The organism is Bacillus sp. FSL R5-0712 (genome assembly GCF_038593285.1).
Taxonomy (GTDB): Bacteria; Bacillota; Bacilli; order Bacillales; family Bacillaceae; genus Bacillus; species Bacillus safensis.
The window spans coordinates 1,295,872-1,311,956 of record NZ_CP151981.1 but is presented as its reverse complement, the minus strand read 5'-3'; the positions used below and the strand labels follow the sequence as shown (position 1 = coordinate 1,311,956).

Annotated in this window: 19 protein-coding genes and 2 riboswitches; of the genes, 5 read left to right on the top strand and 14 right to left on the bottom strand. The window is 40.8% G+C overall.

Features of this window, described 5'->3' with window-relative positions; genetic code table 11:
• Positions 1–208 precede the first annotated feature (208 nt).
• From NSU11_RS06505 to NSU11_RS06495, 3 genes are all read right to left on the bottom strand, one after another.
• Positions 209–673 (bottom strand): MarR family transcriptional regulator, encoded by a 465-nt coding sequence (locus tag NSU11_RS06505; protein ID WP_087975546.1) that lies wholly within the window; start codon positions 671–673, stop codon positions 209–211.
• 356 nt (positions 674–1,029) lie between these two features.
• The gene (locus NSU11_RS06500) at positions 1,030–1,194 is read right to left on the bottom strand and encodes a hypothetical protein (protein ID WP_024426818.1); all 165 of its coding nucleotides are present in this window, start codon (positions 1,192–1,194) and stop codon (positions 1,030–1,032) included.
• 37 nt (positions 1,195–1,231) lie between these two features.
• A complete protein-coding gene (locus tag NSU11_RS06495; RefSeq protein ID WP_087977671.1) occupies positions 1,232–1,387 on the bottom strand; it encodes a hypothetical protein in 156 nt (51 codons plus the stop codon).
• Positions 1,388–1,579: 192 nt separating this feature from the next.
• Between NSU11_RS06495 and NSU11_RS06490 the strand changes: the two genes are divergently transcribed.
• On the top strand, positions 1,580–1,909 hold the full coding sequence (locus tag NSU11_RS06490; RefSeq protein WP_024424656.1) for a MerR family transcriptional regulator: 330 nt from the start codon (positions 1,580–1,582) through the stop codon (positions 1,907–1,909).
• Positions 1,910–1,943: 34 nt separating this feature from the next.
• Here NSU11_RS06490 and NSU11_RS06485 read toward each other — a convergent pair whose 3' ends face one another.
• The 7 genes from NSU11_RS06485 to NSU11_RS06455 all read right to left on the bottom strand — a co-directional run bounded on the left by NSU11_RS06485 (position 1,944) and on the right by NSU11_RS06455 (position 8,296).
• Positions 1,944–2,342: a hypothetical protein gene (locus NSU11_RS06485; protein WP_149125711.1), complete on the bottom strand. Its 399-nt coding sequence runs from the start codon at positions 2,340–2,342 to the stop codon at positions 1,944–1,946.
• 290 nt (positions 2,343–2,632) lie between these two features.
• The gene (gene mgtE / locus NSU11_RS06480) at positions 2,633–3,991 is read right to left on the bottom strand and encodes a magnesium transporter (protein ID WP_024424654.1); all 1,359 of its coding nucleotides are present in this window, start codon (positions 3,989–3,991) and stop codon (positions 2,633–2,635) included.
• A 208-nt stretch (positions 3,992–4,199) separates the two neighbouring features.
• Positions 4,200–4,364, bottom strand: a riboswitch (M-box (ykoK) riboswitch).
• 133 nt (positions 4,365–4,497) lie between these two features.
• Positions 4,498–4,638, bottom strand: a complete 141-nt coding sequence (locus tag NSU11_RS06475) for a hypothetical protein (RefSeq protein WP_003212346.1) — start codon at positions 4,636–4,638, stop codon at positions 4,498–4,500.
• 250 nt (positions 4,639–4,888) lie between these two features.
• Entirely contained in the window at positions 4,889–5,407 is a 519-nt protein-coding gene (locus tag NSU11_RS06470) for a PepSY domain-containing protein (protein WP_024424652.1), read from the bottom strand.
• 93 nt (positions 5,408–5,500) lie between these two features.
• Positions 5,501–6,190, bottom strand: coding sequence for a PepSY domain-containing protein (locus NSU11_RS06465; RefSeq protein ID WP_024424651.1), 690 nt, complete (start codon positions 6,188–6,190; stop codon positions 5,501–5,503).
• A 66-nt stretch (positions 6,191–6,256) separates the two neighbouring features.
• Positions 6,257–7,606, bottom strand: coding sequence for an ATP-binding protein (locus NSU11_RS06460; RefSeq protein WP_076840934.1), 1,350 nt, complete (start codon positions 7,604–7,606; stop codon positions 6,257–6,259).
• 3 nt (positions 7,607–7,609) lie between these two features.
• Positions 7,610–8,296, bottom strand: a complete 687-nt coding sequence (locus tag NSU11_RS06455; protein WP_024424649.1) for a response regulator transcription factor — start codon at positions 8,294–8,296, stop codon at positions 7,610–7,612.
• Between the two features lie 443 nt (positions 8,297–8,739).
• On the opposite strand from NSU11_RS06455, the gene NSU11_RS06450 reads away from it, so the two are divergent.
• The 3 genes from NSU11_RS06450 to NSU11_RS06440 all read left to right on the top strand — a co-directional run bounded on the left by NSU11_RS06450 (position 8,740) and on the right by NSU11_RS06440 (position 13,052).
• Positions 8,740–9,699, top strand: a complete 960-nt coding sequence (locus NSU11_RS06450) for a S8 family peptidase (RefSeq protein WP_024424648.1) — start codon at positions 8,740–8,742, stop codon at positions 9,697–9,699.
• Between the two features lie 113 nt (positions 9,700–9,812).
• A riboswitch (cobalamin riboswitch) is annotated at positions 9,813–10,004 on the top strand.
• A 149-nt stretch (positions 10,005–10,153) separates the two neighbouring features.
• The gene (metE, locus tag NSU11_RS06445; protein WP_342493857.1) at positions 10,154–12,442 is read left to right on the top strand and encodes a 5-methyltetrahydropteroyltriglutamate--homocysteine S-methyltransferase; all 2,289 of its coding nucleotides are present in this window, start codon (positions 10,154–10,156) and stop codon (positions 12,440–12,442) included.
• Between the two features lie 139 nt (positions 12,443–12,581).
• The gene (locus NSU11_RS06440) at positions 12,582–13,052 is read left to right on the top strand and encodes a nucleoside deaminase (RefSeq protein WP_024424646.1); all 471 of its coding nucleotides are present in this window, start codon (positions 12,582–12,584) and stop codon (positions 13,050–13,052) included.
• 86 nt (positions 13,053–13,138) lie between these two features.
• On the opposite strand, the gene NSU11_RS06435 is transcribed toward NSU11_RS06440, so the two are convergent.
• Positions 13,139–13,555, bottom strand: coding sequence for an organic hydroperoxide resistance protein (locus NSU11_RS06435; protein WP_149125712.1), 417 nt, complete (start codon positions 13,553–13,555; stop codon positions 13,139–13,141).
• 161 nt (positions 13,556–13,716) lie between these two features.
• On the opposite strand from NSU11_RS06435, the gene NSU11_RS06430 reads away from it, so the two are divergent.
• Entirely contained in the window at positions 13,717–14,163 is a 447-nt protein-coding gene (locus tag NSU11_RS06430) for a MarR family transcriptional regulator (RefSeq protein WP_024424644.1), read from the top strand.
• 32 nt (positions 14,164–14,195) lie between these two features.
• Here the strand turns inward: NSU11_RS06430 and NSU11_RS06425 are convergent, their stop codons facing one another.
• From NSU11_RS06425 to NSU11_RS06415, 3 genes are all read right to left on the bottom strand, one after another.
• The gene (locus tag NSU11_RS06425; RefSeq protein ID WP_024424643.1) at positions 14,196–14,624 is read right to left on the bottom strand and encodes an organic hydroperoxide resistance protein; all 429 of its coding nucleotides are present in this window, start codon (positions 14,622–14,624) and stop codon (positions 14,196–14,198) included.
• Between the two features lie 170 nt (positions 14,625–14,794).
• Positions 14,795–14,929, bottom strand: coding sequence for a hypothetical protein (locus NSU11_RS06420; RefSeq protein ID WP_024424642.1), 135 nt, complete (start codon positions 14,927–14,929; stop codon positions 14,795–14,797).
• Positions 14,919–16,055, bottom strand: a complete 1,137-nt coding sequence (locus NSU11_RS06415) for a Rap family tetratricopeptide repeat protein (RefSeq protein ID WP_024426809.1) — start codon at positions 16,053–16,055, stop codon at positions 14,919–14,921. Before NSU11_RS06415 ends, NSU11_RS06420 begins: the two co-directional genes overlap by 11 nt.
• Positions 16,056–16,085: the final 30 nt, after the last annotated feature.

Below are 16,085 nucleotides of genomic sequence, written 5' to 3'. Positions count from 1 at the left end.
AGCGTGCAGACAAACCCTCGCATTCGGTGTCAGTCCTGCGTGCCGGTGCTCACGAATGCTCAATTCGCTCCGCTCCGGTACTCGTCCTTCCTAGACTTCAAAGGTTTTCTGTCACGCTGAGCTGAGAAGAAGACAAAGGGCTAAAATAAAGATCACTTTAGCCCTTTGTCAACAATTTAAAAGGTGCCAATGATGGCACCTTTTCGTTTTATCTAAATAATAAATGCTGACTGTGAATACCTGCTTTTTTCAATAGACTAATCAATTGCTCTTGCTCTTCACGCGTCAGACCAGAGAATGCACGCGCAATCCGAAGAGAGTGGATCGGATAAATCTTGTCAAGATAGCTTCGCCCTTTTTCCGTTAAATGGGCATAAACCGACCGTTTATCCTTGGGGTCCTGTTCTCTTTCAATGAAACCATTTCGTTCTAATTTGTCAATTACGTACGTCACATTCCCGCTGACAAGCAGGAGTCTTGAGCCGATTTGCTGAAGCTTTTGAGCACCTCTTGTGTACAGTAATTCAAGAACGGCAAATTCAGTTGGATTAAACCCATGCTCTTTGCTGTCTCTAATACTGTGTTCTGAAACGCTTTTAAATGCTCTTGCAAAAACCTTGTAAAGCGTCATTGAGCGTTCTACTTCTTCTTCATTAAACGATAGTCTCATCACATATCTACCTCTTATAATATTTTTTTAACTTCAAGGCTGTCTTGCGGTGCAGTTGGAGCCTTTCGTAAAAAATAGAAGTACGTTTTTGAAAACCCTTTCAACCACATAAGTGACTCCATTCGTGTTATGTATAAGGTTTCGATATAAACTTTTAAAATCCTTCTTATTTTTCACAATCATCTCGAAAAAAAGCTTTTTCAGCAAACCATCAAGATGCGACACACTTTAACAAAATCTGTAAAGAATCTATGGTTTCTTGCACTTCATTCGCCAAATTTCTACAAAATTCAATATTGCTATAATATTAAACAAAAAAAAGAACCCTTTATGTGACATACGCACATTTCAAGGGATTTTTACAGACAGCGTTCTGTTTTGTTGAAAAAGAAATGATACTCTTTTTTTAGGTCACTAATTGTCATGTTCTTGGCCGCATCAGGGCTGTAAACCCCTAATGAACATAGCTGCTTCGTATAATAATGTCTTTCCTTTGCTAAAGCTTCTTTTAATATACGCCGCACCGATTATCCCTCCTATCAAGTGATTTGGATCGGGTGCTTATGAAGACTTCTTATACAAATCATTTTGCATGGCTCTTAGAAGCGCATGTGCATTCTGACCTGCAGCCTGCATGAATTGCTCAAGCAATTCATCCCTCTTCACATCTAATGCGATGATTTCTTTTGCCATACGAATGATCTGTGCTTCCTCCATCATATGCTCCTCCTCCTATGTCAATTCACCATGATTATATGCCGCCGTAAGATGTATTGCACACTCTCTGTAATCTTTCCTCCCATGGTTTTTTCATTTTTTTCGTTTTTGTGTTATATTTTCTAACAAACGATAGGTTTTTTCACTTCTCGTTCTATATAATATGAAGAAAAGACTTGCAGGGGTGAGTATATGACGCAGGAAGATGTATCTTATAAAGATAAAAAAGTCATTTCAATCGGGATTGTCAGTGAGCTAACAGGGCTTTCCGTCAGGCAAATCCGATATTATGAGGAACGTAAACTCATTTACCCCCAGCGCTCAACAAGAGGCACACGGAAATATTCTTTTGCAGATGTTGAACGTTTGATGGACATCGCCAATAAACGGGAAGACGGTGTGCAGACAGCTGAAATTTTAAAAGACATGAAGAAAAAAGAACAAGCGCTAAAAAGCGGACAATTTAAGAAAAAAATGCTGGAAGGCCAGATTAACGCACACTTTCGGTATAAAAATCGTTAAACAAAAAAAGAATCGCTCTTTTGAACGATTCTTTTTATTTAGAGGAAGCTTCAGTACCTTCTACAACCCCTACAAAGTCAATCAGCACGCCACCTCTTTCAGGATCTTCTTTCACCCGCAGGGCAAGTGCCTTTTTCTTCCTGGTTTTTGCATCTTCGTAATTCGCATGGAACACATGAATGCTGGCTTCTTCCAATTGAAAATCCTCATAAGAAAGCGTGTCTATGCCCCATTCTTTTTTCAGTTTCAGAATGTCTTCCGGGCTCGGGACCGCACCTTCGACGTAGATGTCTTCCATTTTTCTTTTATTTCCTTCGGTGATGGCTTCAAGCATATGCTCTGCAGCCACTAGCCTTCGGTCTTTCCCCTCGTCCTCCCTTTGACATGCACTCAGCAAAAACATACACATCAAAACGAATAAGAATTTCTTCATGTTTCTCTCCCACCTTCTCCTTAAAATGTAAAGGATGGAAGCGCTATATGCAATCTTTATACAAAAAAAGCCTGTAAAACGTCATGTTTTACAGGCTTAGATTGTGGACAAGGGATGGTCCTTTGTCTACCTTTCAGCGCGATCTGAAAACCTTTGAAGTCTAGGAAGGACGAGTACCGGAGCGGATCGAATTGAACATTCGTGAGCACCGGCACGCAAGGACTGACACCGAATTCAAGGGTTTGTCAGCGCGCTGAGACTGCAAAACGTCATGTTTTACAGTCTTCTTGCTACATAAGTGTATGAAGGAACGCTGTCGCAATACCAAAATAGATAAGCAATGATAAAATATCGTTCAATGTTGTAATCAGCGGCCCAGATGCAATCGCAGGATCGACGTTTAATCTGTGTAAAATAATAGGCACGATCGTACCTGCCATCGTTCCAATAATCAGTGTAGCAAGCAGTGAGGAACCGACAACAAATCCTAAAATCATATTGCCCTGCCACACCATTGCGACGACTGTAATAATGATGGAACAGACAATCCCAATGTAAATACTTGTTCGGAGCTCTCTAAAAATCAGGCGCATAATGGTTTTTTTCGTTAATTCTTCTTTTGAAAGCCCTCTAATGACGACGGCAAGCGACTGTGTGCCTGTATTCCCTGTCATTCCTGCAATCATTGGCATGAAGAAGGCTAAGGCGACGACTTGCTGAAGGGTATCTTCAAAGTAATTTAAAATACTGCCTGAAATCAGCCCAATGAATAAGAGTAAAATGAGCCACGGGAGACGGCGGTATGCCGCAACAAAAGCGGGCGTGTCGAATGTAATATCTTTACCAGAGGCAGCGAACTTCTCATAGTCTTCTCCTGCCTCTTGAATGACGACATCAATGATATCATCGACTGTGACGATTCCGACCAGGACATTGTTCTCTTCTACAACAGGAATGGCAAGAAAATCATACCGTTCAATCAGCTTTGCGATTTCTTCCTGATCTTGAAAAGCTCCAACGGCAATGACTCTTGTAAACATAAGATCCTGCACTTTTTCATCTGGTTCACCTAAAATGAGATCCCGGTACGACAGAACCCCCACAAGCTGCTTTTGATCATTAATGACATATAAATAGTTGATCGATTCTGCAATTTCAGCAAAGCTTTTCAGCTTTACAACTGCGTCCTGAACCGTATAGTGTTGAGGAATCCAAACGTACCGGTTGGTCATGATCCGGCCTGCTGTCTCAGCAGGATAATTCATGAGAAGCTGGACGGCCTTTGATTCCTCTGCCTCCATGTTTGATAAAAGCTGGTCTTTCAGCTCATCATCCATTTCATCAAACAAGTTGGCTAGGTCATCGTTATCCATTTTGTTTGTGACGAAGGTGGCTTTGTCTTTTCCTACTTTTTCAAGCACAATTTCTTGATATTCTCGCTCAAGCTCACCCATCATTTCCGTCACATCATCGATTGTTAAAAAGCTGAGGAAACGGCCGCGGTGTTTTTCTGGAAGTTCTTTAAATAAATAGGCCATATCATATGGCTGAAGTTCTTCCATAATGTTTTTAAATTCTTTGCGTTTGCCGTCTCTTAATAAAATAATGATTCTTAAAATGAGTTCATCGTACGTAATGTTCTGTATCATCGCTGTTACCTCCCCAAAGTCAGGAGATACCCGAATCCCTTAGAATGTGCGGGGGTCAGGATCTCCTCTGTCTGATGCGTCAATCTGATCTTTTGACATACTCTTTATGTGTCTCGAATCGGGATGATCCATCCCCACACCTCCTTTTCTCATAAAAAAGCACCTTCAACCGAATGAAGGCGCTTTGTAAGCATGACAAAATAAACACTTGCTCCTTCAATCGTAGAGCTTTAGCACTGTATGGCATAGGATCAAATCCAGCTGCATTAAAAATCACCTTATGTCGATGATTTCTGTTGACCCATTGGCGTCTTTGGACATTTTTGGGCAGCAGCGTATCTCCATACAGGAGCCTCACCTAACGAAGTCTCATATTGTTAACACACTGAGATTACAGAAAAAGCGGAATGATGTCAATAAGCAAGATGCCAAGTATCCTTATGTATTCGCTTACTTTTCAAAAAAAGAGCGATAGACAGCTCAGCCATCGCCCTTTTCATGTCTTTTTATTCCTCTTCCGGCTGATTCATATCCTCTTGGGAGAGGAGATGAAAGGAATCATGCAAAAACAAAGCATATCCTTCTCCATCAGGATGCGGAACGTATTCCGCGTGATCCATTGTTTGCTCTTCTTCTTTTTTCTTCATATTCTCTCGCCTCCTTTCCCGTAGTTTGTCCCAATGAAAAAACCTTACACATGAAAGTGTAAGGTTTGCAGATTGTTGACAAAGGGCTAAAATGATCTTTATTTTAGCCCTTTGTCTTCTATTCAGCGTGATAGAAAACCTTTGCAGCCCTAGGAAGGGCGAGCACCGGAGCGCAGACCTGACACCGAATGCGAGGGTTTGTCTACACGATGAAAACCTTACACATGAAAGTGTAAGGTTTGGTCATAACTTAATCATCCCACTCTTGCTTCAGGATTTTGCCTGTTTTAGCGGAAATCTCAAAATCAACTTCCTCGCCGCTTGGTGTTGTGATTTCAATTTCGTAAATGTACACACCATTTTCTTTATCTAGATCAGAATCAGTGACTGTGCCTTTTACTTTTGCAAGAGCAATTTTTTCAGCCTGTTTTTTCGTGATCTTCACGTTCTGTTTCTTTTCTTTGACTGGATCATTCAACGCTTTTCCAGTTTTTGCATCGACATATACTTTATATTCAAAGCCGCCTTTTTTAATCTCGACCTCATACACCCATTTTCCTTTTTTACGTTCAAGATCCACATCATCCACATAGCCTTTTACCACTTTTAAGGCTGCTTTTTCAGCTTGTTTCTTTGAAACAAATGACGATTTCTTTTGCACGACTTGCTCGGCGTTTGCTGTTTGATTTGTATTTTGCGCTTGAAGTGTGAAACCACCTGCGACAAGAGTTCCCGTTAATGCTGTAGCTACTAGTACTTTTTTCATCATGTTCATTTCCTCCTCTGTTTGATTTCTTCTATATCTTAAGAAAACAAGATGATAAAGGAAGGAAAGAAACATGAGAATATCATGAGAAAAGGATTAGTTTTCGTACGTAATGCCCTCAATGTCTCCTGTATAGGCGTTCACAAGCACCTCTGCCTCTCTGCCGTCAGGCAAATCCAGCTCCACCTCAAATACGAGCATACCGCTGAATGTTTCAAGATCAGCATCATCCACTGTTCCGCCAACTTCTTTGACGGCAATTTGGATGGCTTCCTCGACGGTGATTTTCGTGAGCTTCTTTTCTTTAGAGGTTGGTTTTTTCTTTTCTGCTTCAAGCACCTTAAATGACTGTTTGCCGACCTCAACTTGATACAATTCTTTTTTTGATTGGATGGTAAAAATGAAACGATCTGACGTCTCCTTTTTTTGAATGACGGTTCCGCTCACCTTTTTAACAGCCGCCTCTTCTGCCTGGAGCTCAGCATTTTTTTCATTTGGCTTCTGATAGCTTTTTAACTGTCTAATTTCTTTCATTTGACCGCTTGCAGAAGATGCAATGATTTGATAGATGCCATTTGCATTTTCCAGCGTCATTGTGTAGTCCTGTTTATGATTGATTAAATCAATATGTGTAATGTTTCCATTATAGTCTTTTGAGATCATTTTTTTCATTTCTGCTTCACTTAATATTTTTTGATCAATGGTTTGGATCATGAGCATTGCAAAGGCCGCAAGAATCACAAGACATCCTGCGAGCGCAAGCACCATTTTCGTTTTTCTAGACATGCAGCGCCTCCTTCCTATTTCCTATTTTATAAGGAGGAAATGAGAAATTGATGAGAAAAGACCCATTTATTTCTGAAAAAGAATGGTCATGGCTGTTCCTTCGCCGATACGGCTGTCTACCTTCAGCTCGGCTTCATGTTCTTCTGCAATTTGCTTCGCAATTGAAAGACCGAGTCCGGTTCCGCCCGTCTCACTGTTTCTCGCTTCATCCACACGGAAAAAGCGGTCAAAGATTTTCGGCAGATCCTCTTCTTTTATGCCAATTCCTTGATCAATCACTGAAATAAATGGCTTGTCTCCTGCCCATCCGCAGGTCACATCAACTGGCTCTCTGCTATATTTGACCGCATTATCAATTAAGATAGTCAAAAGCTGTTTGATTTTCTCTTCGTCTCCTTCTGCGATCAGCGGCTGATCTGTCTGTACATGAGATTGAATCGTTCGATTGGTAGCCACTTCAAGTGTATGACATAGCTGCTTGCACAAATGACCAAGATCAACCGGCTTCATATCCAAGTATAACGGCTGGCCGTTTTTCGCCAATGTCAGTAATTGATCTGTCAGTCTTTTCATTTTTTTCGCTTCATCATGAATCGCTTGGGAGGATTCTTCTACAACCTCTGGACGTGTTTGCCCCCAGCGTTTGAGTAAATTGCTGTAGCTCATAATGACGGTAATCGGCGTCTTCAATTCATGGGAGGCATCATGCAAAAATTGCTGTTCTTTTTCATAATGCTTCTCGAGAATCTCGGACATTTCATTAAAGGTTTGTCCCATTTGATATAGTTCATCCTTTGAATCGCCTGTTAATTCAATTCGTTTAAACGCCTTCTCTTTCATACTTGCCTTCATGGTATTCGTCATTCTGCTAATCGGCCGGACAATTTGCTTTGTTAAAACGTGGCCTGCAAAATAGGAAAGCACAATAAACAAAACGCCGGTAGCGATTAAAATCATTTTTAATAACGCTAAGTTCTCTTCCGTATTTTCGATTTCTTCATATACTTGAAGCGACATAATCTCACCATTTGTCCAAATGACCGGAATAGCAGCGAACGCAATCATATGCTTATTGTATTCTTTGATTTCTGCTGTCTGGCCAGATTCGTATGTAAAAGGCAGTGAGCTAAACGTTGATTCCTTTGTGACAGTCAGTTTTGACTCTCCCGTTTCTGTCACGACACGGATCATACCATTTTGAGGCAGGTACGCCTTCAGCAGCTCCGAGGACGGAAGACCCTCTTCCTCTGATTTTTTTAAAGCAATCGCAATATTTTCAGCCACCTCAGACAAGCGGGACATATCTTTTTGCGTCAAGGTCATCGAAAAAATAAAATAGATGGCTGTATGAAACAAGAGCACCATTAAAAACAAAGACAACGACGTATAAAGCTGAATCTTATTTTTTAATCTCATTCTTTATCCTTTCATCACATAACCCACACCTCTCACTGTGTGAATCAGCTGTTTCTCGAATGGGTAATCGATTTTTTTCCTTAAATAACGGATATAGACATCTACCACGTTTGTATCACCGAAATAATCAAAACCCCAAACCGCTGTTAAAAGCTGATCTCTTGTGAGCACTTGCTGCTGATGGTTCAGTAAGTGAACAAGCAGGTCATATTCTCTCGGTGTGAGTTCAAGCATTTGCCCAGCCCTTTGTATTTCTCTTGTTTTCTCGTTGACCGTTAAGTCTGCTATGCTCAGCTCTGTCTCCTTTTCTTCTTGTGCATGTATATTCAACCTTAGCTGTGCACGAATTCGTGCTAATAATTCTTCTATGTCAAAAGGTTTTGTTATATAATCATTCGCCCCAAGATCGAGCCCGCTTACTTTATCAGGAACACTTCCCCTTGCTGTAATCAAAATAATAGGTGTCGCTGTATTTGTCTTCCGAACCCTTCTCAGCACTTCAAGCCCGCTTAACTCTGGAAGCATGACATCAAGCAGTACCAAATCGAAGCTATCTTCTTCAAGAGCCTGAAGCCCGTCTATTCCTGTCTCTTTGACTGTCACCTCATATCCTTCATATTCAAGCTCAAGTGACAGCACCCTTGCGATTTTCTTTTCATCTTCGACTACGAGTATCTTCCCTTTGTTCATCTCTATCTCTCCTATCTAAAAGGCAAGCTTGTCTTTCCATTATTATATGTTGCCTTTCTTATTTGGAACAGTCACAATCTTCACATCTATTTTTTTATGGAGGCAATTATTTTTGAGAAAAAACATTTAACTTGAGCCTTCTTCTCAAGTTGTTACTTCATCTCATTATTTTTTAGTCTGCCGCTTTTAGTTCTATTCACCCATTTTCATCTGTACAGGTGCAACCTCACTATGCAGCATTTCCTTCTTTTTCATATGATATCAAGAGTTTTCTTCAAAAGGCGAGCTCTTTCGTCAATATGTGAGGAGAACTGCACTTTTGATAATAGATTGATTATTTGAAAAATTATTACAATTGACCCTTTCCGATCAAAAGTTTCTTTTATACAATAACATTATGCAGCCTGAATCTACTTTGAAAACAAAATAAGGAGGGCTTTCTTATGAAAGGTGAAATTCGCTTAATTCCGTATGAAGTAAAAGCCAATGTGATGGAAGCGAAAGAGACGCCGGAAAGTATTCAGGAGATTAAAGCACCCGAACTTTGGTCAAGTGGCTTCAAAGGAAAAGGCATAACCATTGCTGTCCTTGATACAGGCTGTGACACAGAGCATCCCGACTTAAAAGATCAGATTATCGGTGGGAAGAACTTTACCGATGATGACGATGGAGATGCTGAAAATGTAAAAGACTATAATGGGCATGGTACCCATGTAGCAGGAACGATTGCCGCAACAGATCAAAATGGCGGAATTTTAGGGGTTGCCCCTGAAGCCAAGCTTCTCATCGTGAAAGTTCTTGGCGGTGAAAATGGCAGCGGAAAATATGAATGGATCATTGATGGCATCAACTATGCCGCAGAGCAGAAGGTGGATATTATCTCCATGTCTCTCGGTGGTCCAAGCAATGAGCCTGCCCTGCAGGAAGCCATTCAAAATGCGGTAAAAAGCGGTGTGCTTGTTGTGTGCGCAGCAGGAAATGAAGGGGACGGGGACGAGCGTACGGAAGAGTTCTCCTACCCAGCAGCATACAATGAAGTCATTGCCGTCGGTTCTGTTTCCCTTGCTAGAGAATCCTCTGAATTTTCTAACGCCAATAAAGAAATCGACCTCGTCGCTCCAGGAGAAGACATTTTATCCACTCTCCCTAACCATAAATATGGCAGGCTCACAGGGACTTCAATGGCTGCCCCTCACGTAAGCGGTGCACTAGCCATTATTAAAAATGCCGAAGAAGAAGCGTTCCAGCGCAAGCTGACAGAGCCTGAGGTTTATGCTCAGCTTGTCAGAAGAACCCTTCCATTAAAACAGTCGAAAGCCCTTGTAGGGAATGGATTTTTATATTTAACTGCGCCTGATGTCCTTTTAGAAAAAACATTGGAAGCAGATCTTTTATCTCTATAGCTTAAATAGAGGTCCTGAGAAAAGATAGAATTTTCTCAGGATTTTTTTAATTAAAATTATTCAAAATTTACTTTGACGAAATGAAGTGAACGTTATATAATCGAACACAATAAATTCATAGTTTGAGAGTCGGTAATTCGATTACACGTCGAATTTTAATTGGGAAGACCGGTGAAAATCCGGCGCGGTCCCGCCACTGTGAGTGAGGAGAGCTTTTCTCAGGAATCCACTGTCATTAGGATGGGAAGGATGAAAAGCTTGCAGATTCACCAGCCAGGATACCAGCCGCTCTATCACATCAAACCCCCTACGGTTGATAGGAGATGTCGGAAAAGCGTCAGTGATACTCACGCCTTATTTCGCACACACATTTTGTCTTTTAAACCAGACATTTACCTCATCAATCATGATCATGAGCGTAAATGTCTTTTTATATTTAGAGGAGGAATTGGAATTGACAATTGTTAAAACAAGTAATCTAGGCTTTCCGCGAATTGGTTTAAACAGAGAATGGAAAAAAGCACTTGAGTCTTACTGGAAAGGTCAAACAGACCGCGAAACCCTCTTAAGCACACTGGATGAACAATTTTTAACTGCCATTAAAACACAAATCGATCAACAAATTGATGTTGTTCCTTCTGGAGACTTTACCTTCTATGATCACGTACTGGATACCGCTGTTATGTTCAATTGGATTCCAGAGCGCTTCCGCAGCTTAAAAGACCCGCTAGATACATACTTCGCGATGGCAAGAGGAACAAAAGATGCCGTCTCAAGTGAAATGACAAAATGGTTTAATACAAACTATCACTACATCGTTCCAGAATACGAAAAAAGCACAGAATTTAAACTCACACACAACAAACCGCTTGAAGCTTACGAAAAGGTGAAAAAGGCGTTTGGTGTTGAAACAAAACCGGTTGTACTTGGTCTATATACATTTGTCTCACTTTCTAAAGGTTATGAAGCAAATGAAGTAAAAGAAATCCAGCAGCGTCTAGTGCCGCTTTATACTCAGCTTTTAAAAGAACTTAAAGAAGCAGGCGTCAAATGGGTTCAAATTGATGAATCTGCACTTGTCACAGCTTCCAGTGAAGACGTAAAAGCCGTAAAAGAAATCTATCAAACGATCAAAGAAGCCGTACCTGGGTTGAACATTCTTCTTCAAACATACTTTGATTCAGTAGATGCGTATGAAGAGCTTGTCACATATCCTGTTGAAGCAATCGGTCTTGATTTTGTCCATGATCAAGGGCGCAACCTTGATCAAGTGAAAAAGCACGGCTTCCCGAAAGATAAAATTTTAGCAGCAGGCGTCATTGATGGAAGAAATATTTGGAGATCAGATCTTGGCGAAAGATTATCCTTTATTTCTGAAGTCATTGCTGACGTTCAGCCGAAAGAAGTGTGGCTACAGCCATCAAGCAGCTTGCTGCATGTGCCAGTTGCCAAACACCCAAGCGAACAGCTTGAAGAAAAACTATTAAACGGACTGTCTTATGCCACTGAAAAGCTGGCTGAATTGACACTGCTAAAAGAAGGTTTAACAAAAGGAGCAGCTGCCATTGATGCTGATATTAACGAAGCAGCACAAGCACTTCTTACCTTAAAAGAGTTCGCAAAAGGAACAAATGCGGATCTAACAGCGGAACGCAACAATCTTTCATCGAAAGATTTTAAACGTCCAGCTGCCTTTGAAGAACGCCTTCGTATCCAAAACGAATCTCTTGAGCTCCCGCTTCTTCCAACAACAACAATTGGCAGTTTCCCGCAGTCTGCCGAAGTGCGCAGTGCTCGTCAAAAGTGGCGCAAAAATGAGTGGACAGATGCAGAGTACGATGAGTTTATTAAGAAAGAAACAAAACGATGGATTGATATTCAAGAAGAAATTGGTCTGGATGTGCTCGTACATGGAGAATTTGAACGTACAGACATGGTTGAATACTTCGGTGAGAAGCTAGCCGGATTTGCCTTTACAAAATTTGCTTGGGTTCAATCCTATGGATCACGCTGCGTGAAGCCGCCAATCATTTATGGAGATGTAGAGTTTACAGAACCAATGACAGTGAAAGAGACAGTTTACGCACAAAGTTTAACAAAGAAAAAAGTCAAGGGCATGCTGACAGGACCTGTTACCATCTTAAACTGGTCTTTCCCAAGAACGGATATCTCTCGCAAAGACATTGCTTTCCAAATCGCTTTCGCTTTGCGTAAAGAGGTAGAAGCTTTAGAAGCAGCTGGTATTCAAGTGATCCAAGTGGATGAGCCTGCGCTAAGAGAAGGACTTCCGCTCAAAGAAAGTGATTGGGCAGAATATTTAAACTGGGCAGCAGAGTCATTCCGTTTATCCACATCATCCGTTCAAAATGAAACACAAATTCATACACATATGTGCTACAGTAACTTCGAGGATATTGTCGATACAATCGAAGACTTGGATGCTGACGTGATTACAATTGAACATTCACGCAGTCATGGCGGATTCCTCGATTACTTAGAAAAACACCCGTATTTGAAAGGACTTGGACTAGGTGTTTATGACATCCATAGCCCGCGCGTTCCATCTGTTGAAGAAATGAGCGAAATTATTGATGATGCGCTGAACGTTTGTCCAACAGATCGCTTCTGGGTGAATCCAGATTGTGGTCTAAAAACTAGACAAGAGCCTGAAACCATTGCTGCTTTGAAAAACATGGTCACAGCTGCTGAAGTCGCTCGTAAAAAGCTGGCGCAGCACGCTTAATTGAATGTCTCTTCCCTGCTGAACTCGGCAGGGGTTTTTTATGCGCAAATTGGCCTGTTCGATCTCCTACTATGATGATTTCTTTTCTAGCATGATTCGTTTATACTAGAGAAGTCAGTCGAACAAAGGGAGGAAGACAATGAATCACGAAGATTTTTTACAACGCGCAATTGATCTTGCAGTAGAAGGAGTCAATAGTGGTACTGGCGGCCCTTTTGGAGCAGTCATTGTCAAGGATGGTCAGATTATTGCAGAGGGCAGCAACAACGTGACAACGAGTAACGATCCAACTGCACATGCAGAAGTCACAGCCATTCGCAAAGCGTGCCAAACTCTACATACATACCAATTAGAAGATTGCATTCTATACACAAGCTGCGAGCCTTGTCCGATGTGCCTTGGCGCTATTTACTGGGCTAGACCAAAAGCTGTGTATTTTGCTGCTGGACATCAGGATGCAGCGGATTCTGGTTTTGATGACTCATTTATTTATGAAGAAATCAACAAAGAATACGAATCAAGAAATATACCATTTTACAAGCTGACACCTCAAAAAACCCTTGCACCATTTGAAGCATGGGAAGCATACGATAAAAAGAAAGAATATTAAAAAAAGACACCTGCTCGTAAGCAGGTGTTGCGGATTGTTGACAAAGGGCTAAAATGATCTTTATTTTAGCCCTTTGTCTTCTACTATTACTCTGCCACTTCAAGCTCTACTTCAATGTTCCCTCTTGTTGCTTTTGAATATGGACAGAATTCATGGGCAGCATGGACAAGCTCTTTCACTTTGTCATGATCATGACCTTTCGCAGACACAATCAGCTTTACGCCAAGCTTAAAGCCGCCGTCGCTTTCATCTTTTAAAAGACTGACATGTCCTTCTACTTCCGATTCTATTTCTATCCCTTGCTTCTTCGCTATGTGCTCAAGTGCTCCTCCGAAACAAGCTGCATAGCCTGCTGCAAATAATTGCTCTGGGTTTGTACCAGTCTCTCCATCTTTCTTTGCGTTAGGCATGACAATGTTATGGTCGAGCACACCATCCTCTGAACGAACATGTCCAGCTCTTCCATGCTGCGCCTTTACTTTTGCTGTGAATAATGGTTTCATCTTCATCTCCTCCTTCATCTATTCATCCTTTTCACGTTCTATTCATTTCTCAAACATTTATCGCACATTGAAGAATTTTTCATTTTTCGTCTGTATTTATTTTAAAAAGGAAGAAAATCTTATACAATGATAAGTATGACAAAAAATAGTTGGTGACTGACATGACAAATGAATTTGAACATATGAAGCTGGAAAATCAGCTTTGTTTCTTGTTATATGCAAGTTCACGAGAGATGACGAAGCAGTATAAACCGTTGTTAGAAGAATTAAACATTACGTACCCGCAATATTTGGCACTGCTTTTATTGTGGGAGCATGGAACATTAAATGTGAAAACGATGGGAGAGCTTCTCTATTTAGACTCCGGTACACTCACGCCCATGCTGAAACGAATGGAGCAAAATGGACTCATTATCCGAGAACGCTCGAAAGAGGATGAGCGGTCTGTACAAATTCGTTTAACGGAATATGGAGAGCAGCTAAAAGAAAAGGCCACTGCGATTCCGTCTCACATGCTGACTGGGACAGGCAGATCGGAAGAAGAGCTAAAAACACTGCGTGCCTCTTTACATGAGCTTTTGCAAAATTTAACACAATCAAAAGGCTGAGGGAATGTTCCCTCAGCCTTTTATAATGTCTATTATTGTGCGACAGCTACTAGTTCTACTTCGATGTTTCCTTGAGTTGCTTTTGAATATGGGCAAACGCCGTGTGCTTTATGAACAAGTTCTTCTAATGCTGACTGCTCAATTCCAGTTCCTTTTACCTCTAATTGAACGCCTAGTTTGAAGCCGCCATCTGAACTGTCTTTTAATAAGCTGACATGTGCTGTAACTTCACTTTCAAAGCGAATACGCTCTTGTCTTGCTACCATTTGAAGGGCTGAATCAAAACATGCAGAGTAGCCTGCTGCGAATAATTGCTCTGGATTTGTTGCTTTTTCAAGTTTTTTTGCTCTTGGTGTTCCAGGCATTGCTACATCATGTTCAAGTACACCATCTGTTGAAACAACCTTACCTTCTCTTCCTCCGACAGCTGATACCGTTGCTGTAAATAAAACGTCTGACATGAATATAACCCTCTTTCTCTCCAATAATGTTTTCTACAATTGAATTGTACACAATTTAAATTACAGAGTCAATCAATAAATACTCTTTTTTAAGTTTTCCTGCCTGAACCCTTTTTATGAGTATGTCCGGAAATTGTTAGGCAGTAAAAAAAGCCCTTTAAAAAGGGCTTTTAGATCGTGTCATGCTGCGGATTCGGTTGTTCTAGCGTATGGTTTCTGTTATCTGGGTCGGCATTTGCTGCTGCCAGCCACAATGCCATAATGGTGATACTTGTACAGACGACTGCCCATTTTTTAAAATTCATATAAACAATCCCCTCTCTGAATATAGATTCGAGCATGTTCCGCTTCCCCATAGAACATGGAAGATTTTTCATAATCCCCCATTTCATTATAATACTTTGCGGTATCTAATGCCAGCTCCTCTATATCTGGATATGCATAGGCAGACTCTAAAAAATGGAAAATCCGTTTAATATGCTCAGCATCTTGTCTTAAATACAATGCTTCTAGAAATATGGTTTTCTGAATATGAATGTCATCTTGAAGAGCTTCTGCTCTCTTCATACATTCTTCTCTGTAGTGTAATGCTTCTTCGTGTTTTCCTTGTTTGTATAATATCTGAGCGGCTGTATAAAGAGGGTCTATAGATCGACGAAGATGATCGGATTGATTTTGATCAAATAACGAGATGGATTCTTTCATTAATTCGAGTGCGCGGCCCAAGTCTCCCATTCGGTAATAACTGTTGCCCATATTAAACAAAGAGGAGGCAATAAAACGCACATTTTGAAACTCTCTTGATCTCGCAAGTGCTCTTTCGAGATGTGGTAATGCTTTTTCATGCCTTCTCATATCATCGTAGTTACCGGCCACAATAAATTCACACTGAATCGTGCGAAGCGCATACAGTTCATGCTGAACATAAACATCCAGCGCTAGTTTAGCATGGTGCATCGAGATATGAGTTTGTTTCATGTGATAATATATTTCTGACATTTTAAAATGAAATTCCGCACGTTCAATATCATCTGATACAAAAGAAAGCTTATGCTCTGCCTTTTGATAAGACGATATGGCAGCAATATACTCCCTCCGCCCGAATTCATACATGCCTCTAAAAAAATGATAGTAGTATTCAAGCATGCCTGTGACATGCGTTTGATGCTCATCTATTTCTTTCGAAAGCTCGGAAAAGTTGGCGCGAAGCTTTCCTTCCTTTAATGGCTTTAAATAATCGAGCATGACCTCATGCCTAAATTCCATTAAAGAAAAATAGAGAAGCAAATTCTGATCTTCTTCCATTGAATCAAGAGAGGTGCGAATTTCCTGCTTTAACTGTTCTGCTTGTTCGGAATCAAATCTGCGGATTAATTCATACCACTTGTTGATTTTCACTCCAATATCCGAAGAGGGAATGATTTTCGCCATACGTTGCCTTCTCCAATCTTCTCAAAATAT